We start from the raw sequence: 24,105 nt of genomic DNA, 5'->3' as shown, positions 1-24,105 counted from the left end.
TCATTCAATTTTTAATAAACTCATTATTTTCTGTACAGTGAATATCTGACTGACAATAATGAAACTGTATCTAAAACTGTTAACTATTGAATTTTAGTGTTTTTATTCTTCACTTAGATTAAGTTCCGCAAATACCTCTTGAAAATTACTTTCGAATGGAACGGTTCCTTCCTCTCTAAATTTTCTAAGAGTAACTTCTTCTTGCTCTTCTCGTTTGTATGCCTTTTCATAAACTTCAGCCACTTGATGCTTTGGAACAATTACGATAGCATCATCATCACCAAACACGAGATCACCCGGATGAACAGTCACATCACAAATATTAATTGGATTATTTATTCTTCCTCCAACTCTTTTAGATGTACTTTTGATATTAACCCCTCCAGAATACACTGGAAATTTAATATCTCTCATAGCTTTGGTATCTCTTACTGAACCATCTGTTACAAGCCCCTTACATCCTTTTTCTTTGGCAATTGTACTCAGAACTCCTCCAAACATACCGCCTGCTTCTAAATAGCCTCCATACGATACTACTAATACATCTCCTGGTTTAATAAGCTGCAATGCTTTATGCAAAATAAGATTATCCCCTGGAGCAGCTTGTACAGTAAATGCTGACCCGCACAATCTGGATTCGGATAAAACAGGCCTTATATTGTGACTAAGAGCACCATTTTGAGGCAAGCATTCGTTAATAGAAGCACTTTCTTTAATATTTGAAAACTTATCAATCCATTTAGACTCCAACCTTGTAACCGATTTCAAAATATCCATTTATTAAAATCCTCCTAAGATTTAGATTATTTAATGATATTCTAGTCGACAGGTATACTAATGTCAACCCTATTTTAAATAAAATGTAAAAAGTTACGATAGAAAAGCTGGTAATATAAGCATTGGTAAGGAATTTCTTAATTCACGAAAATTATTTCATACTGGAAATATAGGTTATAAAATTAAAACGAGAGCAAAGTAGAAATATAATAAAATTAATATATTTCCGTATAATGTAGTTAATTACCAACAAAATCAGATATAACCTTATCTGCAATTTTAATTTTCCTTTCAATTCATTGCACTATTTTTAATATAATACTGCATTATCAGATGAGGTTATTTTTTATCCATAAGAAATTTTGACTGCTCCTTTTAGTTACTATGAAGAAAATAATTAACGACATTCCCCTCACTTTTTGATGGCTCATATCGTTTCTTCTATAGTTCCTGAATACTACAATACTAAATCACCATAAAGTAAAAACCTAAATTACACGGCTCGAAGGTTATCACGAAACGAGCCTTTCATTTAGGTTTTTTCTATCCAACACAAAAAGGAATGCTAAAAATCTAAACACTCCATTTATTACTTTATAGTCCCCATAATCCCCTTCCATTAGTACAGGAAAAGAATTATAGAGGCTGCATTTTCTAATATACACGTATACGCCCGACTCTAATTTGGAACCGGAGTTATAAAAATTCCTGTTCATCAACCGCCAAATAAGCATGAACCCGGCTTAAAAACTTTTTTACTGTTTCTTTTGGTGCTTTACCTTTAAAACTTGTTTCCCTAGAACGCCAGTCCAAAGTTCTTACTTGATCAGTAAGGGTTACACCATAAACTGGAAGGTCTTCCGTTAACTCAATCTCGAATGGATGCCCCTTTTCATGCCCAGATTACAGGCTGAAGTTGATATAAATTAAATCTCCTTGAGAAAATGTCTTCATTACCAAATTCCGTTCCCTACTGGCTTGGCCCAATCAATTTCCTCGTGCTGATTTTCTTCTGTGATTCCCGCCATTAATTCTTCTAAAGTCGGTTCTTTAAAAACTGGTTTTAATAGAATTCTTTTGCCATCTTTTGAGGTATACAAACATCGATGCTATTTTCCTATTTTTGGGCAGTTATTGAAATATGATTTTCACTCCTTCGTTTTTCGTTTGATTTCATTGTAATACACCTCTCGTTTATGTGTATACATTATTTTAATTTCCTTTTTGTTACTGAGAATCGCCCATAAACCCCTCTTGAGTGAAGTTTCGTTTTTCACAGTATCGATACCAAAAATCATTACGAGCTTTGGTCATAAATAATTTGAACAATTACAACGAAAAATATCAAGTTATTTTGTTCTCTACAAAATAAAAAAGAAACGCTTAGATTAAAACTAAACGCTCCCGACTAACGAATCAATCACCACTCCGTATGAAAATAACCTGCTTTATCCACACGCTGATACGTATGCGCTCCAAAATAATCGCGTTGTGCCTGAATCAGATTGGCGCCGCTTTTGGCAGAACGGTAGCCATCATAATATACCAGCGAAGCATTAAAGCATGGCAATGCTAATCCTGTTTCCATTCCTTTGATAACCACTTTCCGCATCGATGCCTGATAGTTATTCAAAATCGCTTTGAAATATGGAGACAGGAGAAGATTGGACAATTCTTTGTTTTCCTTAAATGCTTTACTGATTTCATTTAAAATACCGGCACGGATAATACAGCCGCCGCGGAAAATCAGCGCAATTTCATCCAGCTGCAAATCCCAGTTATACTGCTCTGATGCCTGCTTATATTGATAGAACCCTTGCGCATAGGTAATGATTTTCCCCATAAACAGTGCTTGCCGGACCAGCTCGACCCATTGATTCTTGTCAGCAGCATCTGCTAATTGGTCCGGCCCCGCCAATTCCTGCTCTGCCATCATGCGCTCTTCCTTTACATTGGACAGGAAACGCATAAATACAGATTCCGTAATAATAGATAAAGGTACTCCCGTGTCCAGTGCATTTTGACTGGTCCATTTGCCGGTTCCTTTTTGTCCTGATTGATCTAAAATAACATCAACCAGCGGCTTTTTGGTCTCTTCATCCACACGCGTTAAAATATCAGCTGTGATTTCCATCAGATAGCTTTCCAATTCGCCTTTGTTCCACTCTGCAAAAATAGCGGCAATTTCATCGACATTGAGCCCTAACCTTTCCCGCAGGAATTGATAGGCTTCCGTAATTAGCTGCATATCAGCATACTCGATACCGTTATGCACCATTTTGACGTAATGACCGGATCCTTCTTTGCCAAGATACGAACAGCACGGCTTGCCATCCACCTGTGCCGCAATTTTTTCCAGAATAGGAGCAACGTGCTGATAGGCTTCTTTATCTCCGCTTGGCATTAATGAAGGACCGTTCAATGCGCCTTCTTCACCGCCGGATACGCCCACACCGATAAAATGAAAACCTTTTTCCTTTAAGTAACCGTATCTGCGGTTAGAGTCCTGAAAATTTGAATTTCCTCCGTCCATAATAATATCGCCCTGCTTCAGCAAAGGCAGAAGACTATTGATAACGGAGTCTACAACAGCTCCAGCAGTTACCATCAAAAAGATTTTCCTTGGCTTTTCCAACGATTGGATAAAATGCGCTAACTCATAATATGCTGTTGTATTTTCATGCGGATGCTTTTCTTGAAATGCTTCCGTCAAATCAGGTGTATAATTATAGACTGCGACCTTTTCACCCTTATTCGCCATATTCAAAGCAAGGTTCGCTCCCATGACTCCCAGTCCAAAAACGCCAATTGAATTCATTTTTTCATTCCATTCCTTTCGATAGGTGTTCAAACCCTCTATAAAATCAAGAGAGTCCGAACACCTTTCACACAAATATTTCAGTCGAAGCTCAAGACAGAATTCCTGTACTGTCAGCTTGCCCAAGTTTTAAATAACTAAGCTTATTAAAAGCGTAAATACAAGTCCGGATACAGAGATAATCGTTTCCAGCAACGTCCATGTTGCAAATGTTTCTTTCATCGATAAGTTGAAGTATTCCTTGAAAATCCAAAATCCGGTATCGTTTACATGGGAAGCAATCAAACTTCCTGCGCCTGTAGCTAACACCATCAGCGCCAGATTCACATCGGTTCCTTCAATCAACGGAATAACCATTCCAGCAGTAGTTAATGCTGCAACGGTTGCCGAACCTAAGGAAACTCTTAAAATAGCAGCAATCAGCCAAGCTAGCAGAATTGGAGACATATTGGTGCCAGAAAAGATATTGGCCACGGCATCACCGACACCGCCGTCAATCAATACTTGTTTCAAAGCTCCGCCGCCTGCAGTAACCAAAAGAACTATACTAATTCCGCGAACGGATTCTTCTGCTGAACTCATCAACGTTTTCATCGGAATCTTACGTGCAATCCCCATCGTGTAAACTGCAAATAACAGGGAGAGAAGGAGAGCCATTGTCGGGTCCCCAATGACGCGTGCGATTTCAAAAAATAAATTATCTGCAAGCCCGGCAATTTCCTGAACCAGCTGTACAATGGTTGTAACCGCCATCAATATGACTGGAGAAAGTGCAGTCAGGGCACTAATACCAAATCCAGGTGTTTCTTCTTCTTCAAATGTTTTTGTCGTTCCAAGCGATCCAATATTACCGATTCGTGCAAAAGCATCCGGCACCAATTTCTGCGCTACTTTCGTAAATAACGGTCCGGCGATAATTACCGTCGGAATGGCAATAACAATTCCGATAAGCAGCACCATGCCGATATTTGCTTCATACTGCTGTGCAATTACTGTCGGGCCCGGATGAGGAGGCAGGAATCCATGTGTGACGGATAATGCAGCCGTCATCGGCAGCCCCAGATATAATAAAGGCAATTTAACTTCTTTAGCAATCTGATACACAATCGGAATTAATAAAACGAGTCCTACTTCAAAGAACAATGCGATACCAATGATAAAAGAAGCAACAACAACAGCCCATTGAATTCGTTTTTTACCAAATACATTAATTAATGTTAAAGCGATGCGATGTGCACCGCCGGCATCAGCCAGTAACTTCCCTAGCATTGCCCCGAAAACAAAGATAAGCGCAATATCGCCAAGCGTACCTCCAAGCCCTCCTTGGACCGTCTCAACAATTTCACCGGGCGACATCCCCAGCGCCAATGCCGTTAATAAAGAAACAACAATCAATGCAATAAACGTATTTAAATTCCACTTCATGATAAGCAGCAATAGCGCAACTACTGCCAGCGCAACAATAATAAGCGGATAAATATTTTCCATTATTCTCAGCCCCTATTCTTCATTCTGTTTATTTTCCAGCGATTTCTTTTCCTGATAAGCTGCAATTTGTTCGTATTCCTGTTCAAGTGAACGGGAAATATTGATAAAAATCGGCATTAATTCCTGATACGTTGAAACATGATCCGGGTTCGGTTCATGCTCATGTGTAAAACCAATCAATTCTTCTACTACATCGAAGGAATCAATTTTTCCTTCTGCATACAATCCCAGTAAGCAAGCTCCCAAGCAGGAGGACTCATAGCTTTTCGGAACGATGACATTCTGGTCAAAGATATCAGCCATCATTTGCCGCCACAATTCTGATTTTGAAAAACCGCCCGTTGCTTTGATCGATTTCACCGGCACATCCATTACTTCTACTAATGCCAGAAAAACAGAGTATAAGTTAAAAATAACGCCTTCTAACGCAGCACGTACCATATGCTCTTTTTTATGGTTCAACGTTAAACCGATAAAGGAACCGCGGACATTCGCATTCCAAAGTGGTGCACGTTCTCCAGCTAAAAACGGATGGAATAGCAATCCGTTTGATCCGGGCTCCACCTGCTTTGCGATAGCTGTTAATACTTCATACGCATCAATGTTTAACCGTTTTGCTGTTTCGACTTCACTTGCAGCAAGCTCATCACGAATCCAGCGCAGCACCATGCCGCCGTTATTCACCGGTCCGCCGATAACCCAATGATCCTCCGTTAATGCATAGCAAAAAATCCGGCCTTTTTGATCGGTGCGCGGTTTGGGAATAACGGTGCGGATAGCCCCGCTCGTGCCGATGGTAATCGCCACATCTCCTTCTTTTATCGCATTTACGCCAATATTGGACAGCACCCCATCACTTGCTCCAATAATAAATTTCGTGTCTGATGCAATTCCCAGGTCCTTAGCAATCTCAGATTGACAGGTTGTAAAACTCTCAGTTGTCGAAACGAGTTTGGGAAGCTTATCTTCTGAGATGCCCGCAATTTTAAGAGCTCCTTCGTCCCAAGCAAGCTCCTCCAGATTCATCATTCCCGTTGCGGATCCAAGCGAATAATCCATGACATAAACACCGAATAATTGATAGAAAACATATTCTTTGATGCCGATGTATTTCTTGGTCTTTTCAGCTATTTCTGGCTGCTCCTGCTCCAGCCATGTAATTTTGCTAAGCGGAGACATGGGATGAATTGGGGTTCCTGTTCGCAGATATACTTCATGGCCGTTCCATTCATTTTTAATTTTCGTTGCCCAATGCGAGCTGCGGTTATCTGCCCAAGTGATGCATGGTGTAATGGCTTTATTATCTTCATCCATTGCAATTAGACTGTGCATCGCGCTGCTGAAAGAAATAAAGGAAAGATCTTGTTTATCTATCTCTGATTCCTTTACTGTTGCTCGGATAACATGGAGCACCGCCTGATAAATATTGTCCGGATTTTGCTCAGCTGTACGTACATCCGGCGTATGCAAATCATATCCCTGATTACTCTGCGCAATAATTTCACCTGTTTCCCGGTAAAGCACGGCTTTTGTACTTGTTGTACCAATGTCGACTCCGAGCATAAATTTATGTTGATTCACATTCATCCCTCACTATCTTTTATTATTAGAAACCGTGTATTGTTATGACATATCCTTCTGCCATTTATTTAATCCATTCGCCCTTTTCACATGACTGAAATAAAGGGCTTACAAAACATATGGTTTGTTAGTTCGAATACTTGTATACAAGTATCCTAACATGTAATTTTCCTCTTGTAAACGCTTTTATTATATTTTTTTCATTTAAATTTAAGAGGTCAATCGTTTCGGGCTTTGAAAGATAGCCATTACAACAGAAAAAAAGGACTTTCCTAACCCATCAAGTTAAGAAAGCCCCTTTTTTCGTCATTATATCATTTTATCTTTCGTAATGTAAGTCTTCCCCATTTGATTGAATTACTTTCTTATACCAATCAAACGAGTCCTTCTTCGAGCGTTTCATGGTTCCATTACCTTCGTTATCCCGGTCTACATAAATCATGCCGTAGCGTTTCTTCATTTCCCCGGTTGTGAAGGACACAATGTCCATAATCCCCCAAGGAGTATAGCCGATTAAGTCCACGCCGTCCTCATTTACAGCCGCTTTTAAAGCTTCGATGTGAGCGCCAAGATAATTGATTCTTGCTTCGTCATGAATGGTTCCATCTTCTTCGACTGTATCAACTGCCCCAAATCCATTCTCCACAATAAACATCGGCAGCTGATAGCGGTCATAAAAGCGATTCAGTGTGTAACGCAAGCCTGTCGGATCAATTGCCCAGCCCCAGTCGCTGGATTGTATATATGGATTATCAACCCCATGCGGCAGGCCGCCATCCGTTTTTTCTGCAGACTCGTCCGGTTCTACCTCACTGCTTACGGTTGTAGACATGTAATAGCTGAAGCCAAGGTAGTCGACTTTTCCATTTAAGAGAATCTCGTCGTCTCCTTCTTCCATGACAATATTGTAGCCTTTACGTTCGAATTCTTTTAATGCATAGCTTGGATAATATCCGCGCACCTGCACATCCGGGAAGAAATAGCGGTCGCGCATATATTCTTCAGCAAGCATGATATCCTCTGGATTGGAAGTAGATGGATAGATTGGCACATGAGAAACCATTGCCCCAATTTCAAATGCCGGATTGATTTCTCTTCCTTTTGCTACAGCCAATGCACTTGCTACCAATTCATGATGCGCAGTCTGGTACATTACTTCTTTCGCATTTTCTCCTTCTTTTAACAAGACACCTGAATTTGTCCAAAGGAAAAGCGGATTACGGACGTCCATTTTATTATTGATCTCATTGAAGGTCATCCAATATTTTACCTTGTCTTTATAGCGTTCAAAGACAACCTCCGCAAACTTCACAAAGCAATCAACCACTTTTCTGCTTCGGAAACCGCCGTATTCGCGCGCTAAGTGCAATGGCATCTCAAAGTGAGATAAGGTGATTACCGGCTCGATACCATATTTTAGAAGCTCGTCAAACACATCGTCATAAAATTGCAGTCCTTCTTCGTTTGGCTCTGCCTCGTCCCCTTTTGGAAAAATGCGGGACCATCCAATCGATGTACGCAAGCATTTCAGACCCATTTCTGCAAATAACGCAATATCCTCTTTGTAGTGATGGTAAAAATCCACCGCTTCATGATTTGGATAAAATTCTTCCGGCTCTACCTTGTCCGTAATTCTTCTTGGCACGCCATTGGCACCAGCAGTCAGTACATCAACTACACTTGGCCCTTTTCCGCCTTCGTTCCAGCCGCCTTCAAATTGATGGGCAGCAAACGCACCGCCCCATAAGAAATCCTTTGATAATTCACTCATTGTTCTTCCTCCTTTGTTTTATTTAACAACACTAATTAGTCTTTCGCCTGTATTTATTTCTGCTGTATCTTCTACAATCGCTTCCTCATATTCTCCTATATTCGTAATAATAACAGGAGTTATCGTCGGCAGTCCTTTTTCACGGATCATGTCTTGATTAAATGTTATTAACTTATCGCCTTGCTGGACATTTTGCCCATCCTCCACATGAACTGTAAAAGGCTCCCCGTTTAATTCCACTGTCTCCAAACCGACGTGAATCAATAATTCCACACCGCTGTTCGTACGCACTCCAACCGCATGCTTGGAAGGGGCAACGAAAACAATCTTGCCGTCAGCCGGAGAGGCCACTTCATTGCTGGATGGTTCTACAGCGACCCCTTGTCCCATAGCACCAGAGCTGAATACTTCATCTGGAACATCGGATAACGCCATTAACTTTCCACTTAACGGTGCCGCAATTTCTTCTTCATTTGGAATAGTATTTTCTGCTCCATCTTTCTTTTCAGACTCTCCTTGATCAGAGGCTAGTGTTTCATCTGCTTGTTTTGCTGTATCTTCACCATATCCCAGAATCTGCGTCAATACAATTGGCAGAACAATAGCGATTGCAGCTCCAATCAAAATTCCCCAGATAGACATCGGATACTCGCTGTTAATTGCGTTTACCATTGTAATTGGACTCGGCAGACCTGCATAAGCGAAGTAGCTTGGTCTGAAGAAGCTCGCTACAATCGCACCAATCGCTCCGGAAATACACCCGTAAATAAATGGTCTCTTAAAGCGCAATGTCACCCCATAAATGGCAGGTTCCGTAATCCCGAATATACCGGTGATTCCTGCTGAGGTACTTACCTTTTTGGTTTCGCTGTTTTTCGTTTTAAGCAGCACACCAATAACAGCTCCGACCTGCGCTACAACAGCAATTGTTTGATAGGCCTGGAAAGAATCCATTCCATATTGTTCAAAGTTTGAAAGTACCATTGGCGTAACGCCCCAATGCACTCCGAAAATAACAATAATCTGCCAAAACCCGCCAATGATGGCAGCTGCCAGCGCAGGGAACACATCAACGAGATAATTATACCCGTTTGCAATCGCATTTGCTCCGCCAGTTGTTATCGGCCCGATCACTAAAAGAATAAGTGGAACCATAATTAGAATACTAAAGAACGGAACAAACAAAGGACGAATGACTTCTGGAATTTTCTTGTTCAAGAATTTTTCCACATAGGATAGAATCCAAACTAAAAATAGCGGCGGTAACACAGAGGACGTATAGGTCGTCTGTGATAAAGCAATACCTAAAAATGTCACTGTTTCCCCGCTGGCAACCCGGCCGGCTATATCTGCCCATTCCGGTGTTACTAATGCTGCCGTGGCAGCAATTGCGATATACGTATTTACTTTAAAGTGTTTTGCTGCTGTTATCGCGATAAAAATAGGCAAGAATGTAAACGGCGCCCACGACATCATACTCAGCACTTCATATGTTCCTGTGTTTTCGAATGCAGGAAATAGCAGATTAATTAAAATCAATGTACCTTGCAGGATACCTGCTGCAGCTAATATATATACAAACGGAGCAAATACTGCCGACATCGTGGCAATTACACGGTTTAATATTGTTCCTTTGTTTTGGTTATCATCGCCATCCTCTGTAATGCTTTCTCCAACCAAATCCGCAAAAGCTTCATATACTTCCCCAACATGCTGTCCGATAACTACTTGAAATTGACCATTATTCTCCACCACTGTAATAACACCCGGCATTGCGCCGACGGTTTCTTTTGCTTTGGGCTTTGAATGTCTCAATACAATACGAAGTCTGGTGGCACAACGTGTCGCACTGACAACGTTTTCTTTTCCGCCAATTTCTTCTAGAATATCCCCAGCTAATTTATCATAATCCCTCACTTTTTCAGCCATACTATTTCTCCTTATTTTTAATTTGATACGTATATTATAATTGTACCGTTATAATTTTTCAAGTGGGTTATAATTATTTTATGTGTATATTTTATTAATATCGCCTTCGTTGTATGATATACTAAGTTACACGGTGAATTAAATAAGCAATTCTACATAAATATACTTAGCAAAAGGTCATTATCTTGTCGTTTTATCGTTTCAGGATATTCTGAACGTCCTCTCTATAAAGAAAAACTAAGAACACTGTTTGGTCTTTAAAACCTCGGTGTTCTTGCCAAAGAGATGTCCGCTCCGGGAAGTCGCTTTCCGCGGGTAACGTTCAGCCTCCTCGGAAGAAAACCGCTTCCTGCGGGGTCTTCACCTGTTGCTTTTCCCGCAGGAGTCGACTTCCCTCCGCTCCCATCTAAGTGGAATTATGTTTTATTTGCTTTTTTACAAGGAAATAACGCAAATTCTAGCGGAAGAAATACACGGAGACTCCTGTGGGAATGCGCAGTGGGAAGACCCCGCAGGAAAAAAGTGTTCTTCTTTTTTCGAGGAGGCTGAGCTCAAGCCCACGGAAAGCGGAGTGTATTTCTGGAGCGGCTATATTCAGCATTTTTTATATACTTTCTTATTCCTAAATAAAAACATATTTGTATCTTTAGCATCTTTAATATAAATGAAAATATACCGTCTAAATGGGGTGTGCATATGTTGAAATATCAGCAGATCGCAGGTGAAATCGAATTATATATTGAAAAGCATCAAATGCAGCAGGGAGAAAAGCTTCCTGTATTAGAAACCTTGATCAAAGAATTTAATACGAGTAAAAGTACGATTATTAAAGCATTAGACCTGCTGGAGAAAAAAGGATTAATTTTTCAAGTGCGGGGGAGCGGCATTTTCGTAAGAAGGAAAAAAAGAAAGAATTATATTAATCTGCTGTCCAATCAGGGCTTTCAAAAAGATTTAGAAAAATTTCATCTCAGTTCGGAGGTATTGGAGCTGGAAATCCGTAAGCCGACTGAAGCAGTAGCTCAGAACTTACATATTGATATGGACCAGGATGTTTATTATGTAAAACGTGTCCGATATATTGAAGAGGAAACACTCTGCTTAGAAGAATCCTACTATAATAAAGCATTTGTCCCTTACTTAAATAGAGAAATCGTTACAGATTCGATATTCCAATATATTGAAGACGGGCTCGGATTAAAGGTGGGATTTTCTGATATGTACATGCACATCGGCAAATTAACTGAACAGGAAGCAAGCTATTTGAAGCTGAAAAACGGAGAGCCTAAGCTGATACTGGAAAGCATCTTCTATCTGACAAATGGAACAGCCTTCGATTATTCTAAGCTCACTTACAACTATAACCAATCACAATTCTATATTCTAGGTACAGGAATTTAAACCTTTCTGGATATCAAATAAACCTGCTGCAAAGCTTTTTTTACGAGCTTTGCAGCAGGTTATTTTTATCACGATTTTGTTAGCATTATTTCTTCAACTTTTCCTGCGCTATATCCTGCAATTTAAATTTCTGTATCTTTCCTGTCCCTGTCAACGGCCAATCTGCCGCTTCCACAAACCAGATATAACGCGGTATTTTAAAACGTGCTACATGCTCCCGGCACAGCTTTCGGATTTCCTGCTTCGTGCAGGTTTCGCCTTGTTTTAATTCCACAAATGCGGCACCGGTTTCTGTTGTTAATTGATCCGGCACGCCGACGATATAGACTTGATTTACTGCCGGGTGCATGGAAATCACATCCTCTACCTCTTTGGGAGCTACGGTTTCTCCAGATACTTTATACAGATCCTTACTTCTTCCTAACAGCCGAATATAACCTTGTTCATCAATCGTCCCCAGGTCTCCGCTGCGGATATATCCGTCCTCATCCTTGGCAAAAGCTGTCTCTTCCGGCTTTTTATAATACCCTTCTGTTACCACATTTCCCCGCACCGCTAACTCGCCGGCAGAACCGCTTGGCAGTGTTTCTCTTGTATCGGAATCAATCACTTTGTACGTGACACTTTTATCTCCAAACTCCGGATGAGCAGCGGCTCCTGCTGTTTTTACTTTCCCGACTGTTGTAGAGATAATTTCTAATGGATCTCCGATTTCAGTAAGCATTGTGGTAGAGCCCGCTTCTGTCGCGCCACAGCCTGTACCAATTTCGGTCACTTCTAATTCATCTACTGCTCTTTTCCATAACGGGACCGGCGAAGGAGCGGCACAGCATAATAGCGCATAAAGAGACTTTAGATTGGTATGCTTTACTTCCGGACGATTTAATAAGGCAACAAGCATCGATGGAACAGCCAGAAAATCATGAACCTGATATTTCTCCATCAGCTCCAGTGACTGAAGCGGCTGAAACGCATGACAGGTCACCATCCCTCCTCCTACAAAGGAAGCGGCAAACAAGCCTTCCTGCAGAAAGTAAACATGGTACATCGGCAGCGGAGCATAAATACGTCTTCCTACCTCATATCCTCTGGTTAAGCACGTTGCAAAACCAGAACGGAGCAGCATATCATCCGTCAGCATCACGCCCTTTGGCAAGCCTGTCGAGCCGGAGGTATAAATAATAGCTGCAGTTGCGTCTGGATTATCTGTTTCCTTCCAGCGTTTGTTTAACGCCGCCTCTTCCACTGCTCGTCCACCTTGTAAAAATAATTCCCATGTCATATATATTTCCGGTACTTCTGCTTCTTTGTTGGGAATACAAACTGCTTTAGTAAAAGGACTCTCTGCATCCGCTTGGAGTTCGGAAACAATATTCTTTAACACTTCGGCATGACGCTGTTTTCCAGCGTATTGATGCGTAATCAGCCAATTGGTATCGGATTGACGCAGCATATAGGTCAATTCTTCCTTTTGCAGCTGCGTATTCAACGGTACTACCACTGCTCCCACCATCGAGGAAGCTATAAATAATGCGACGTATTCCGGTTCATTTTCCATTAAAATAGCGACATGGTCTCCCGGTTCAACGCCTAAATGCAGCATCGACTTTGCATAATCACGTGCCTGCCCCCACATTTCTCCATAAGTTACAGCCTGATCCGGCATCATAATCAAAGGATCATCGCTATATTGCTGGCACTGCTTATGAAAATGCGTCGCAATCGTCCGCTTCTCCCAGCTTGGATACATCTTTTCCAGTGCAGCCTGCCGCTCCACTATACTTGCATGGCCTTGCCGTTCTTCTGGCATTCTTATCTCTCCATTTCATTATTCGTTTCCACTTTTGCCCGATTAACCTTGAGGTGCCTGCCAAATCACAATTCCATTTTGTCCGCCAAAGCCAAAGGAATTGCTCATTGCTGTCTGGATTTGCTGCTTGCGGCTTACATTTGGAACAATATCCAGCGGAGCCGCTTCGTCCCTATTTTCTGAATGAAGGGTTGCCGGCAATATTCCCGTCTCTATTGCCTTAATCGATGCAATGCTTTCAATGGCTCCAGCCGCTCCTAATAAATGCCCGACGCTGCCTTTAATGGAGCTGACCGGCATGTTATCCAAATTCTCTCCAAATATCATCTTTAATGCTTTCGTCTCTGCAATATCTCCAGCCGGAGTCGACGTTGCGTGCGCATTAATATAGTCAACCTCCTCCGGTTTTAACTGTGCGGATCGGAGCGCCCGCTCGATTGCCAATGCAGCACTTGTTCCTTCCGGGTCAGGAGAGGTGTCATGATACGCGTCATTCGAAGCTCCATAGCCTTTTAACGTTGCGTATATATGCGCTCCTCTTGCTTTGGCACGCTCCAACGGTTCCAAAACAAATAAACCTGCTCCTTCTCCCATAACCATTCCTGTCCTCGCTGCATCAAAAGGCCGGGACCATGTGGAAATATCTCCCGGACCTTTTGCTGCCAATGCGCCCGCATCACCTAAACCGGATAAAAAGACATTGGACCATAAGCTATCCACGCCTCCAGCAAGAATATAATCCACATCGTCACGGAAAAACCAGTAAGCAGATTCTCCGATAGCATTGGCCGAAGCAGCACATGCAGTGACATAGGTATTCGACGGACCGCGGAATCCGTATTGAATCGAAATCGTACTTGCTGCTGCATTCGGAATCGATTTAGAAATCATACGCGGCCCGACTCTTTTTGCTTTACCCGTCGCTAATTTTTCAGACGCCTGCTCCAACGACTGAATGCCGCCAAAGGCTGTTCCAATCGCTGTTCCGAATCGATTTCGGTCTACCCCATCTATGAAGGATTCTCCATCATTTTTTAACAGTCCGGCATCCTTTAATGCTTCATCTGCTGTTATCAAAGCCAGTTGGGTGAAATAATCCGTATTTCGGATAATCTTTTTAGAAAGAAAATCAGATACTTCAAAATCAGGTACACGAGCTCCTGCCTTTGTCCACTTTCTTATATTTTCATCGGTTATTTCCCTTACCGCAGAATGATTCGCAATTAAATTATCCCAAAACGCGGGTACTCCCATGCCAAATGGCGAGACAGCGCCCATCCCCGTTACTGCAATGTCTACCTGTTTCATGCTGCATGCTCCTCTGCATATTTTTTAGACAAAATCTTCCCCCTGTGTACATTCTCTATTATGAACATAATCAGCCTACCATTTTAAGCTACCATGTCTTATTCAAAACCTAGTATTATTATAATGTAAGTATATATTTTCCTCAAACCATCCATTTCCAGATTTGTTTAGACTATCGGGTTATCTGTAATTGTCTTCTTACTATATAAATTGAAATTAATATTATAGCTACCGCTATAACGGGTTTCATGGGGTGAGTAATCTTAGGCCCCAGAAAAACACTACGCTTTCCGTGGGCCCCGAGCTCATCTCCTTTAAAGAAGACTTGCTGATTGGCAAGCCATCAGGCGCAGACAGAAGCAAAGTCGCACTTATGCCCCGCGGGTAGAAAAAAAGAAGTTCGCTTTTTTTCTGCGGGGTCTTCACCCTGGGACTGGGACTGCGATTACTCGTCCCATCGAAGAGCTTTTGCGATTACTCGCCCCACCGAAAACCATTGCGTTTTCCCACAGGAGTCTCCGTGTTTTTCTTCCGCTAGTTACTATTTCTATCATCATTTCGTCACTTTTATAAGATAAACAGAAGTATAATTTCTTATTTCAATATATATACATAAAAATTCCCGTTATCGTACAAATGATAACGGGAATTTTAAGGGTTATTTAGAAACAAATTTATTGCCGGCTGCCCAAAAGCGATAGGGATAATCTCTGGCCTCTCCAGAATTATCGATACCGATCCGCGGACCGCGGTTTATTTTCTCCGGCTTTTTCCCTTCCGCAATAAATAGTGGCGGCTCCTTGAGAGACCGTCCATAATCTCCCATATTAATATCTAAAGCCTGCGATAGTTTGCCTGGACCGCTTGTTAAGTTTTGAAATTTTTTCACTGGACGGCGTGCCAGCATCAGATCGATCCCTGTATAAGGCTCCACTGCCCGAATCAATACGCTTTCCGGAACTTCCTTCTCCGCACTGACTACATTGATTAAGCAATGATTATGAATGAGATGCGTATAGGTCATTCCAGCCTCTGCATAGAGAATCTCTGTTCGTTTCGTTCGCCGATTTCCGAATCCATGCGCTGCTCTGTCAGCATTTCCCAGATATGCTTCCGTTTCTACAATATATCCAGCGCTTGTTCCTTCCTCCGTTTGCTTTACTAAAATGCAACCAAGCAATTCTTCTGCTAACTGTAAGGTCGGATACTGATAAAATGCGTCTGGTAACGGGGTTAGGTTAGGATCCTGTTTCATTGTATACACTCCTCGTTCTTATATCTCCTCTATAAGTTTACCCCATTTTAGCTAATTGTTAAGCATCCTCCTATAAATAACTCCATCGTGTACCTTATGGCGCAAAATATATTTCGGGCCATTCAAGATAATTGAACTATTCTGCAAACAATGAAATAATATAAACAAAACAAATCTGATGAATATACTTTGTCTTTTTCAAGGAGGAATACTGGTATGAGTCATTTAACAGCATTACAAACAAAAGAGGAGCGGATCCAGCTTTTATCTAAAACAGTGGAGCCTTTTGGAGAACGTGTCCGAGAGCTTCCTGACGGCGCTTTTCCATATGAAAACTTTAAAGACTTGCAAGAAATCGGTTACCCGGCACTCACTGTACCTAAGGAAGATGGCGGAGCGGGGATTCCGCTGGATGAACTGCTTACCTATCAGCAAATTATCGCCCGGGCAGATGGGTCAACTGCATTATCTATCGGCTGGCATATGGGGATTATGAAGCATTTAGGGGAAAGTAAGCCCTGGGACGAACAGGTGTATTCGAAGGTTATCAAGGATGTTATCGAAAATGGTGCATTATTAAACAATGCCGCAACAGAACCGGCAACCGGAAGCCCGACGCGCGGCGGAAAACCGGAAACAACTGCTGTCAAAAATGACGGCGGCTGGGTGATTACCGGACGAAAAACCTTTACAACACTGTCTCCAATCCTAACTTACTTTGTCGTCAGTGCGTCCATTGATGGAACAGATGATGTCGGTAACTTCCTGATAAAGTATGATTTGGAAGGTGTTAACGTAGAAGAAACATGGGATTCGATTGCGATGCGCGGTTCTGGCAGCCATGATCTCGTTTTAGAAGAGGTTCATTTAGAGAAAGAAGATCTCGTTGAAATCATATCCAATCAGAAAAGAAAACCAGCAGGCTGGCTCTTGCATATACCGGCATGCTATCTCGGCATCGCACAGGCTGCTCAAAAAGATGCTGTCGCCTTTGCTACAAGATATTCACCAAACAGTATCAAAGGGACGATATCCGAACTGCCGAATGTGAAACAAAAACTGGGCGATTTAGAGCTTCTTTTACTAGAATCTGAATACTTTCTCCATGCCATTGCGGATAAGTGGGATAAAGGCAATGAAGAAACCAGAAATACAATGGGGCCGGAATTAGGAGCGGTCAAGCTGTCTGTCACCAATAAAGCCTTCCAAGGTGTAGACCTTGCCATGCGTGTTGTCGGCGCGCAAAGCCTCAAGCTGAAAAATAATTTTGAACGCTATTACCGTGATGTCCGTGCCGGATTGCATAATCCGCCGATGGATGATATGACGGTCATACAATTAGCGGATAAGTCGATGCGCGAGCTGTAAAGCGTTCCAGCCAATGATGAAGGAATAGAATACAGTCATGGAAGAAAGCTGTATGAAAATCTCGTTTCATACAGCTTCTTTTTTAAGCCGGAGTCGCTTCCTCTTCTTTGTCTGCATCTTCATCTATAAATTTAAAATACGGAAGCAAGATTCCCAATAAAGAGGTGGTGCTTATCACCATTCCTATCAATAAATATAATGGCCGGACGCCCCACATGTCACTTAAGTAACCGCCAGCCAGAACACCTAATGGCATCATACACCGAATAATCAACAGCCTCACCGAGAATATTTTCCCCATTAAATGATGCGGAATGATTTTTTGGCAGATTGTCGTATTATGTATCCCGAAAACAGCCATAGCTACTCCGCCTATTACCTCCGTCAGAATTCCCAATAGAATGCTTGTATTAAAAAATAGAAATACAAAGGTCAGTCCGCCGATAAATAAAGCGCCGAGCATGAGTCTTCTCCGGCTTTTATACTTTATCTTACCGACCAGGATAGATCCTAAGATAAACCCAACAGGAAAACCAGCCATAAAATAACCATATGCTGCGTAGCTTCCAGATAACTCCTCTGTTATATAAGGAAGCGTCGTAACCATTGTCACCCCAACACCAAATTGGACAAAGCCAAGAAATATTCCTAACCAGACAATCACCCGTTTTCTAAAAAAGTAAGTGATACCCTCTGCAAAATCCTTTATCCACGGCACTCTTGTTTTTTGCTGGATTCTCGTCTCCTGGATAAAAAGTAATGTGAAACCGCTTAACAAAAGTAATGTACTTACTAGAACCATCGTAGGCAAGACACCCAGATATTCAATCACGATCCCCCCTAAAAAAGGAGCGGTAAAGGTCATGAGCCGTGCTGTCCCTTCCAAATAGGCGTTCGCTGTTTCCAAATTTCCCTTTGCCACGATGGAAGGCGTTATTGCCTGATTTGCCGGCACATACAGCGGTGTAATTAAGCCAATGATGATCTGCACGAAATAGATATGCCATGGCAAAAGCGATTCTGTCCATAAAGCAAACAGCGGCACAAGAAAGACGAAGCCTCTTGCCATCTGGGAGAATATCAATATCCGCTTACGGCTCCAGCGGTCGATAAACGGGCCAATAAATAATTGGAGCACCAGAGAAGGGATAAAATATAACAGCCACATACTCCCCAGTGCCAAGGTGGATCCTGTTAATTGATAAATCAAAATGGAGTTACAAAAGGTTCCAAAAGCACCGCCCAGCTCTGAAATACCGTTGCCAATCCATATGGACAGAAAAGATTTATTCTTAAAAATGGATGTTTCCTTCCACTTTATCCCCTTCATTTTTCCAGATACCAGTCAAATTCTTTTGCTAAAAGGGAAAATACATTCTTTTTCAAGCAATATTTAGAATCGCGTATTTCTACGATTTTTGCTGCTCTTAATATCTTTAAATGATGATGAATTGTCGATTTTCCGATGTCCAGCCTTTCTGTCATATCCTGCAGCGTCCTTGGATGTTCAAATAATAATTTAACCATTTTCAAGCGTACCTCATCACCTAATGCTTTATATTTTTGAACGAGAAAATAATCCGGCATATATCGATCACTTGGAGACACACTTTCATTCGCAACCGGATAATAAAAAACTTTGGTTCCTTCGATATCTGCCTCAATATTCCACGGACGATAAATATATTGAGGAATCAATAAGACAGTATGTACATTTGGTTCGGGTATATAAGTCACCCCGCCGGTCGCCCATTGCACTAGTTCCTCCGGAGACACTTTCTGCTGTCTCTCTTTTTTTGATTGATAATCCTTTTCTAAAATAGCTTCTGTATCCTGCTGTTTCTCCTTCCCTACTTCTTGATACCAGCTGTTCATTACCTTTATCAGATGCTTTTTTAAAGATCCCGCTTCACAGATACTGATAAATTCGATATATGTTGGAAAGAACGGGTTATGCCCCGTAACGCGCATCAGCTCTTTGACTGCCTTCATTTCCCCTTGTGCAGCCTTCTCCCGATAGGCTTGATAATGATTTCCAACAAAAGGCAGGCAGATAAACTTCAGCTCTGTATCTGTTAAACCTTGTACATATTGCTCGAACGTTTCTAGACTTGAAAATTCCTGCTGATGAAGTATCTGGAGCAATGCTTTCCACGTATTATTTTTTTCAACAAATTCCAATTCCTCCGATAACGCTGTGGAAATTGATTCTCTTATCTGCCCCCAATATTCTTTAGGCTTATCTAAAGTATCCAGCAGCCTCGTGTTTGTTATTGCCGCAATTCCTAACGCACATTCCCACAAAATAGAATAATGGAGCTTGACTTGATACGTTTCTCTTTCTCTGCTTGTTGTTTGCAGAACATCCACTTGACCACTCCTCGTATGTTATTTATTCTATCTCAACATATATTCTATAAATATAGAATATAATATTTCATATTTATAGAATATTATATATTACATCATCATATAGTGCTATCACGAAGAGCTTTAATTGTATAAAAGATGATATGAGTTAAAAGGAAAAGAATACTCCTGCTCCGCGCTCTCTAAAGTCAGCTCTCTTCTAATTTGATACAATTAAAATTTAAAAAAACTTGCAGCTTCTATTCATCTCTTTGATATGCCTTTTCAAATTAAAATGTTTATAAAACGCCCATAAGTGGAAAAATGTTGATACATACTTGGAAACTGAAAAAAGGGAGGAACGTATGATGGAACCGACAGAAATGCAAAAAGGCAGTACACCAAGACAAACACAAGATAAGCAGCCGGGAATTGAATCGAAAATGAACCCGCTCCCACATCAGCCAACAGGCTATACCGGTACAGATAAACTAAGAGGAAAACATGCGCTGATTACCGGCGGTGACAGCGGAATTGGCCGTGCTGTTGCTATTTTATACGCGAAAGAGGGAGCAAATGTGGCCATCTCTTATTTAGATGAGCACGGAGATGCAGAGGAAACGAAAGAGCTAGTCGAAGCAGAGGGCGTCCAATGTCTCCTTCTTCCTGGAGATATCAAAGAAGAAGCTCATTGTATTGATTTAGTCCAAAAAACAGTAGAAGCATTTGGCGGCATCAATATTTTAGTCAATAATGCTGCCATCCAATTTGATCAGGAAAATGTAGAAGATATTCCTTCTGAACAGTTTGAAGAAGTATTCCGCGTGAATTTCTTCTCGCAATTTTATCTGACGAAAGCAGCTGTTCCGCATATGGGACAAGGAGATTCAATCATTAATACCTCTTCCATCAATGCCTATAAAGGAAATGCCACATTAATGGACTATTCGGCAACCAAAGGGGCGATTACTGCTTTCACTAGAAGTATTGCACAAAGTCTTGCTAAAAAAGGAATTCGAGCGAATACCGTCGCTCCTGGGCCTGTGTGGACACCGTTGATTCCATCTTCATTTGACGAAAAGAAAGTGGAACAATTTGGACAAGATTCTTTAATGGGACGGCCCGGTCAACCATCAGAGCACGCTTGGCCTTATGTGATGCTTGCCTCCAAAGAAGCTTCTTATATGACTGGACAAGCTATTCATATTAATGGAGGAAGCTGGACATCTTCCTAATAAAAAACAGCCTGTATTCTCGATGAAAGAATACAGGCTGTTATCTATCTCTATATAAAATCAGTCGAATTTACTTCTACAACTTGCGTTGCGGCATGATCATGAGGCTCTAAATCATTGCTTTCAAATGGATTATTCCCTGTTATCACGCCATATGCAATAACAACAACACATACGTAGATAACCCCTATACTCACCCATTTTTTAATCGACATCGATTACGCCTCCCTTTTCAGCTTCAACCGCTGAAGTCTGAGTGCATTGAGCACAACGGATACAGAGCTGCACGCCATCGCTGCGCCAGCAACCCAAGGAGCTAATAGCCCGATCGCAGCAACTGGAATAGATGCAGAATTATAGGCAAAGGCGAAAAATAGATTTTGCTTGATATTCCGCATTGTTTTGGCGCTTAGCTCAATACTGTCAGCCACACTGTGTAAATCACCGCGCATCAGCGTCACATCTGCTGCTTCTATGGCGACATCGGTTCCTGTACCAATTGCCATTCCAATATCGGCAATTGCCAAGGCGGGAGCATCGTTAATACCATCGCCTACCATTGCTACTTTTTTGCCTTCCTGCTGCAGACGTTTAATTTCGTCTGCTTTTTGATCTGGCAAGACCTCTGCAATGACACGATCGACACCAACCTCTTTGGCAATGGCCTGCGCTGTTCTTTCATTATCTCCTGTAAGCAGGATGACTTCCAAGTTTTGTTCATGCAAACGTTCAATTGCTTCTTTTGATGTTTCTTTTACTGTATCGGCAACAGCAACCATTCCGGTCAGTGTACCTCTATAGCCAATAAGCATTGCCGTTTTTCCTGCTGCTTCAAGCTCCGTCATTTTTTCTTCGATGGAACCAATTTCGATATTTTGCTGCTTCATCAATTTTCTTGTTCCAATATAGAGAGGCTCTCCCTCCCAGGTTACTTGAATACCTGCTCCGGGCACCGATTCAAAATCTGTCGTTTCGATTAAATCAATATGCTCTTCTTCTGCACCTTTAACAATGGCTTCTGCAAGCGGATGCTCCGAATGCTTCTCAGCAGAAGCTGCCATTTTTAACAGCTCCTCCTTGGTAATATCTCCTTGAGGAATAACATCTGTCAAAGCAGGCTCTCCTTTGGTGACGGTTCCTGTTTTATCCAGTACAATTGTTTCAATCATACGTGTATTTTCTAGATACTCTCCGCCTTTAAACAGAACGCCTAATTCCGCAGCTCTGCCTGAGCCGGCCATAACCGATGTCGGCGTCGCCAGTCCCAGTGCACATGGACAAGCAATAACCAGAACGGTAATCGCAGGAACTAAAGCTGCACGTAAATCTCCTGGAGCAACCAAGAAGTACCAGACAAGGAATGTCACAACCGCAATACTGACAACTACAGGGACAAAGATTCCAGATACACGGTCTGCTACCCGCTGAATATCCGCTTTGCTTCCCTGCGCTTCCTCTACGACTTTTACAATTTGCGCTAGTGCGGTATCCTTTCCAATTTTCGTTGCTTCGATTGTCAGTATGCCATTTTTATTGATGGTAGAACCAATTGCAGTATCCCCAATGTTTTTATCAATCGGAATACTTTCACCGGTAATCATTGACTCATCCACTGCTGATTTTCCTTTGACAATTGCTCCATCAACAGGTATTTTCTCTCCTGGACGGACGATAACCTGATCACCGACAGCTACTTCTTCAATGGCAATTTCCAGCTCTTCCCCGTCACGGATAACACGGGCTGTTTTTGCCTGCATATCTAACAGCTTTTTAATCGCCTGACCAGTGCGTCCCTTAGCACGTACCTCGAATAATTTCCCAAGCAGAACTAACGTAATAATCACCGCAGCAGCTTCGAAATAAAGTTCAGGCATGCCGGCTGCACCTTGTATCTGCCACTCTATTCCGAGAAAAATACTATAGAGATAGGCTACCGATGTCCCTAGAGCAACGAGCACATCCATATTTGCACTTTTATTTCTTAGTGCCTTATAAGCCCCTGCATAAAACTGCTTCCCTGCAATAAACTGCACGGGAGTGGCCAGCGCTAATTGCACCCATGGATTCATCAGCATATCCGGTGAATAAATAAACGATGTAAAGGAAAAATGCGTCACCATCGTCCATAATAACGGGAACGTCAAAATAGCGGAGAAGATAAATTTTCCGGTCTGATGACGAATCTCCTCTTCTTTCCGGTTTGACGTCTCTTCCTTGGATACCTGAGGTTTAAGGGCATATCCGAGCTTCTTCACAACCTCCATCATATCCTGGGACGTTACTTGATCTTCATTATATTCAACCGCCACATTTTCCAATGCGAAATTGACATTGGCTTCTGTCACGCCGTCTATTTTATTTAAACGTTTCTCAATCCGATTCGCACAAGCTGCACATGTCATTCCCTCTACATCGAAGGTCTGCTTTTCATGCTGAACATGATAGCCGAGCTGTTCGATTTTCTTTTCAAAATCCGCTACCGATGTTTGCTCTGGATTATAGTGAATCGTTGATTTTTCAATCGCAAAATTAACATTGGCATCTTCTACACCGTCTACCCGCTTCAAGCCTTTTTCAATTCGGGTAGCACAAGCCGCACATGTCATTCCTTCAATAGGCAATGTGACTTCTTTTTTAGCTTCCATTTAAAGCCCCTCCCATACCTACACAGGGTATGTAATTATTTATAAAGGAGATCGTGCGGAATCTCTCGCACGATCTATATAAAAATATCCAAAAAATCTTCTAAATTAGATGTGTTCCTATTTAAACAACATCATAACCTTGATCTTCAATTGCTTCAGTAATATCGTTCAGCTTTACTTTCCCTTCATCAAAGGCAACATCCACTTTACCTTCCTGAAGATGAACGTTCACTGTATCTACGCCGTCCAGTCCGCCTACAGCACCTTCAACAGAACTCACGCAGTGCTGACAAGACATACCTTGAACTTGAATCGTTTCGTTAGCCATGTTTCTAACCTCCCTTACGTTCTATATCCATCATAACATACC

The 24,105-nt window shown here is 41.8% G+C and carries 18 protein-coding genes and 1 pseudogene; 3 read left to right on the top strand and 16 right to left on the bottom strand.

The genetic code is table 11. The annotated features are described in order from the left end of the window. Positions 1–102: 102 nt before the first annotated feature. The 8 genes and pseudogenes from MKX55_RS02820 to MKX55_RS02785 all read right to left on the bottom strand — a co-directional run bounded on the left by MKX55_RS02820 (position 103) and on the right by MKX55_RS02785 (position 10,364). The gene (locus MKX55_RS02820; RefSeq protein ID WP_339235929.1) at positions 103–777 is read right to left on the bottom strand and encodes a hypothetical protein; all 675 of its coding nucleotides are present in this window, start codon (positions 775–777) and stop codon (positions 103–105) included. A 696-nt stretch (positions 778–1,473) separates the two neighbouring features. Beyond that, a pseudogene (locus MKX55_RS02815) lies at positions 1,474–1,656 on the bottom strand (mRNA-degrading endonuclease); the annotation flags it as partial. 74 nt (positions 1,657–1,730) lie between these two features. Further along, positions 1,731–1,877, bottom strand: coding sequence for a hypothetical protein (locus MKX55_RS02810; protein WP_339235927.1), 147 nt, complete (start codon positions 1,875–1,877; stop codon positions 1,731–1,733). Between the two features lie 320 nt (positions 1,878–2,197). After that, a complete protein-coding gene (gene gnd / locus MKX55_RS02805) occupies positions 2,198–3,595 on the bottom strand; it encodes a decarboxylating NADP(+)-dependent phosphogluconate dehydrogenase (protein ID WP_339235925.1) in 1,398 nt (465 codons plus the stop codon). A gap of 129 nt (positions 3,596–3,724) precedes the next feature. Next, positions 3,725–5,083, bottom strand: a complete 1,359-nt coding sequence (locus tag MKX55_RS02800; RefSeq protein WP_339235923.1) for a gluconate:H+ symporter — start codon at positions 5,081–5,083, stop codon at positions 3,725–3,727. Between the two features lie 12 nt (positions 5,084–5,095). Then, on the bottom strand, positions 5,096–6,646 hold the full coding sequence (gntK, locus tag MKX55_RS02795) for a gluconokinase (protein WP_339238398.1): 1,551 nt from the start codon (positions 6,644–6,646) through the stop codon (positions 5,096–5,098). Positions 6,647–6,983: 337 nt separating this feature from the next. Then, the gene (bglA, locus tag MKX55_RS02790) at positions 6,984–8,435 is read right to left on the bottom strand and encodes a 6-phospho-beta-glucosidase BglA (protein ID WP_339235920.1); all 1,452 of its coding nucleotides are present in this window, start codon (positions 8,433–8,435) and stop codon (positions 6,984–6,986) included. Between the two features lie 18 nt (positions 8,436–8,453). Continuing rightward, a complete protein-coding gene (locus tag MKX55_RS02785) occupies positions 8,454–10,364 on the bottom strand; it encodes a beta-glucoside-specific PTS transporter subunit IIABC (RefSeq protein ID WP_339235917.1) in 1,911 nt (636 codons plus the stop codon). Positions 10,365–11,060: 696 nt separating this feature from the next. Between MKX55_RS02785 and MKX55_RS02780 the strand changes: the two genes are divergently transcribed. Then, positions 11,061–11,765 (top strand): GntR family transcriptional regulator, encoded by a 705-nt coding sequence (locus tag MKX55_RS02780; RefSeq protein ID WP_339235915.1) that lies wholly within the window; start codon positions 11,061–11,063, stop codon positions 11,763–11,765. 85 nt (positions 11,766–11,850) lie between these two features. Here the strand turns inward: MKX55_RS02780 and MKX55_RS02775 are convergent, their stop codons facing one another. The 3 genes from MKX55_RS02775 to MKX55_RS02765 form a co-directional block, all read right to left on the bottom strand. After that, complete coding sequence (locus MKX55_RS02775) at positions 11,851–13,575, bottom strand: class I adenylate-forming enzyme family protein (RefSeq protein WP_339235913.1); 1,725 nt, start codon at positions 13,573–13,575, stop codon at positions 11,851–11,853. Positions 13,576–13,617: 42 nt separating this feature from the next. Further along, positions 13,618–14,883, bottom strand: coding sequence for a beta-ketoacyl-[acyl-carrier-protein] synthase family protein (locus MKX55_RS02770; RefSeq protein WP_339235911.1), 1,266 nt, complete (start codon positions 14,881–14,883; stop codon positions 13,618–13,620). A gap of 658 nt (positions 14,884–15,541) precedes the next feature. Further along, positions 15,542–16,138, bottom strand: a complete 597-nt coding sequence (locus MKX55_RS02765) for a DNA-3-methyladenine glycosylase (protein ID WP_339182221.1) — start codon at positions 16,136–16,138, stop codon at positions 15,542–15,544. Positions 16,139–16,354: 216 nt separating this feature from the next. Here MKX55_RS02765 and MKX55_RS02760 point away from each other — a divergent pair, with 216 nt between their 5' ends. Then, positions 16,355–17,506 (top strand): acyl-CoA dehydrogenase family protein, encoded by a 1,152-nt coding sequence (locus tag MKX55_RS02760; RefSeq protein ID WP_339235909.1) that lies wholly within the window; start codon positions 16,355–16,357, stop codon positions 17,504–17,506. An 82-nt stretch (positions 17,507–17,588) separates the two neighbouring features. On the opposite strand, the gene MKX55_RS02755 is transcribed toward MKX55_RS02760, so the two are convergent. Together MKX55_RS02755 and MKX55_RS02750 are read right to left on the bottom strand one after the other, a co-directional pair. Then, positions 17,589–18,836 carry an MFS transporter gene (locus MKX55_RS02755; RefSeq protein ID WP_339182218.1) on the bottom strand — a complete coding sequence of 416 codons (1,248 nt, stop codon included), beginning with the start codon at positions 18,834–18,836 and terminating at the stop codon, positions 17,589–17,591. Then, positions 18,833–19,876, bottom strand: coding sequence for a metalloregulator ArsR/SmtB family transcription factor (locus MKX55_RS02750; protein ID WP_339182217.1), 1,044 nt, complete (start codon positions 19,874–19,876; stop codon positions 18,833–18,835). The genes MKX55_RS02755 and MKX55_RS02750 overlap by 4 nt, the downstream gene beginning before the upstream one ends. A gap of 347 nt (positions 19,877–20,223) precedes the next feature. Here MKX55_RS02750 and MKX55_RS02745 point away from each other — a divergent pair, with 347 nt between their 5' ends. Further along, positions 20,224–21,090 (top strand): SDR family oxidoreductase, encoded by an 867-nt coding sequence (locus tag MKX55_RS02745; RefSeq protein WP_339238396.1) that lies wholly within the window; start codon positions 20,224–20,226, stop codon positions 21,088–21,090. A gap of 50 nt (positions 21,091–21,140) precedes the next feature. Here the strand turns inward: MKX55_RS02745 and MKX55_RS02740 are convergent, their stop codons facing one another. From MKX55_RS02740 to copZ, 3 genes are all read right to left on the bottom strand, one after another. Further along, positions 21,141–21,305 (bottom strand): hypothetical protein, encoded by a 165-nt coding sequence (locus MKX55_RS02740; RefSeq protein WP_339182214.1) that lies wholly within the window; start codon positions 21,303–21,305, stop codon positions 21,141–21,143. 3 nt (positions 21,306–21,308) lie between these two features. Next, positions 21,309–23,735, bottom strand: a complete 2,427-nt coding sequence (locus MKX55_RS02735) for a heavy metal translocating P-type ATPase (RefSeq protein ID WP_339235907.1) — start codon at positions 23,733–23,735, stop codon at positions 21,309–21,311. Positions 23,736–23,856: 121 nt separating this feature from the next. Continuing rightward, positions 23,857–24,063, bottom strand: coding sequence for a copper chaperone CopZ (gene copZ, locus MKX55_RS02730; protein WP_339182209.1), 207 nt, complete (start codon positions 24,061–24,063; stop codon positions 23,857–23,859). Between the last annotated feature and the right edge of the window lie 42 nt (positions 24,064–24,105).

Source organism: Oceanobacillus sp. FSL W7-1281 (assembly GCF_037969835.1).
GTDB lineage: Bacteria > Bacillota > Bacilli > Bacillales > Amphibacillaceae > Oceanobacillus > Oceanobacillus oncorhynchi.
The sequence above is the reverse complement of the archived record's forward strand: the minus strand, read 5'-3'. Positions and strand labels throughout refer to the sequence as shown.

What these genes read in the sequence shown, in the direction of transcription:
- MKX55_RS02820 (WP_339235929.1), bottom strand. Translation starts at nt 777, where the DNA reads ATGGATATTTTGAAATCGGTTACAAGGTTGGAGTCTAAATGGATTGAT.
- gnd (WP_339235925.1), bottom strand. Translation starts at nt 3,595, where the DNA reads ATGAATTCAATTGGCGTTTTTGGACTGGGAGTCATGGGAGCGAACCTT.
- MKX55_RS02800 (WP_339235923.1), bottom strand. Translation starts at nt 5,083, where the DNA reads ATGGAAAATATTTATCCGCTTATTATTGTTGCGCTGGCAGTAGTTGCG.
- gntK (WP_339238398.1), bottom strand. Translation starts at nt 6,646, where the DNA reads ATGCTCGGAGTCGACATTGGTACAACAAGTACAAAAGCCGTGCTTTAC.
- bglA (WP_339235920.1), bottom strand. Translation starts at nt 8,435, where the DNA reads ATGAGTGAATTATCAAAGGATTTCTTATGGGGCGGTGCGTTTGCTGCC.
- MKX55_RS02785 (WP_339235917.1), bottom strand. Translation starts at nt 10,364, where the DNA reads ATGGCTGAAAAAGTGAGGGATTATGATAAATTAGCTGGGGATATTCTA.
- MKX55_RS02780 (WP_339235915.1), top strand. Translation starts at nt 11,061, where the DNA reads ATGTTGAAATATCAGCAGATCGCAGGTGAAATCGAATTATATATTGAA.
- MKX55_RS02775 (WP_339235913.1), bottom strand. Translation starts at nt 13,575, where the DNA reads ATGCCAGAAGAACGGCAAGGCCATGCAAGTATAGTGGAGCGGCAGGCT.
- MKX55_RS02770 (WP_339235911.1), bottom strand. Translation starts at nt 14,883, where the DNA reads ATGAAACAGGTAGACATTGCAGTAACGGGGATGGGCGCTGTCTCGCCA.
- MKX55_RS02765 (WP_339182221.1), bottom strand. Translation starts at nt 16,138, where the DNA reads ATGAAACAGGATCCTAACCTAACCCCGTTACCAGACGCATTTTATCAG.
- MKX55_RS02760 (WP_339235909.1), top strand. Translation starts at nt 16,355, where the DNA reads ATGAGTCATTTAACAGCATTACAAACAAAAGAGGAGCGGATCCAGCTT.
- MKX55_RS02755 (WP_339182218.1), bottom strand. Translation starts at nt 18,836, where the DNA reads ATGAAGGGGATAAAGTGGAAGGAAACATCCATTTTTAAGAATAAATCT.
- MKX55_RS02745 (WP_339238396.1), top strand. Translation starts at nt 20,224, where the DNA reads ATGGAACCGACAGAAATGCAAAAAGGCAGTACACCAAGACAAACACAA.
- MKX55_RS02740 (WP_339182214.1), bottom strand. Translation starts at nt 21,305, where the DNA reads ATGTCGATTAAAAAATGGGTGAGTATAGGGGTTATCTACGTATGTGTT.
- MKX55_RS02735 (WP_339235907.1), bottom strand. Translation starts at nt 23,735, where the DNA reads ATGGAAGCTAAAAAAGAAGTCACATTGCCTATTGAAGGAATGACATGT.
- copZ (WP_339182209.1), bottom strand. Translation starts at nt 24,063, where the DNA reads ATGGCTAACGAAACGATTCAAGTTCAAGGTATGTCTTGTCAGCACTGC.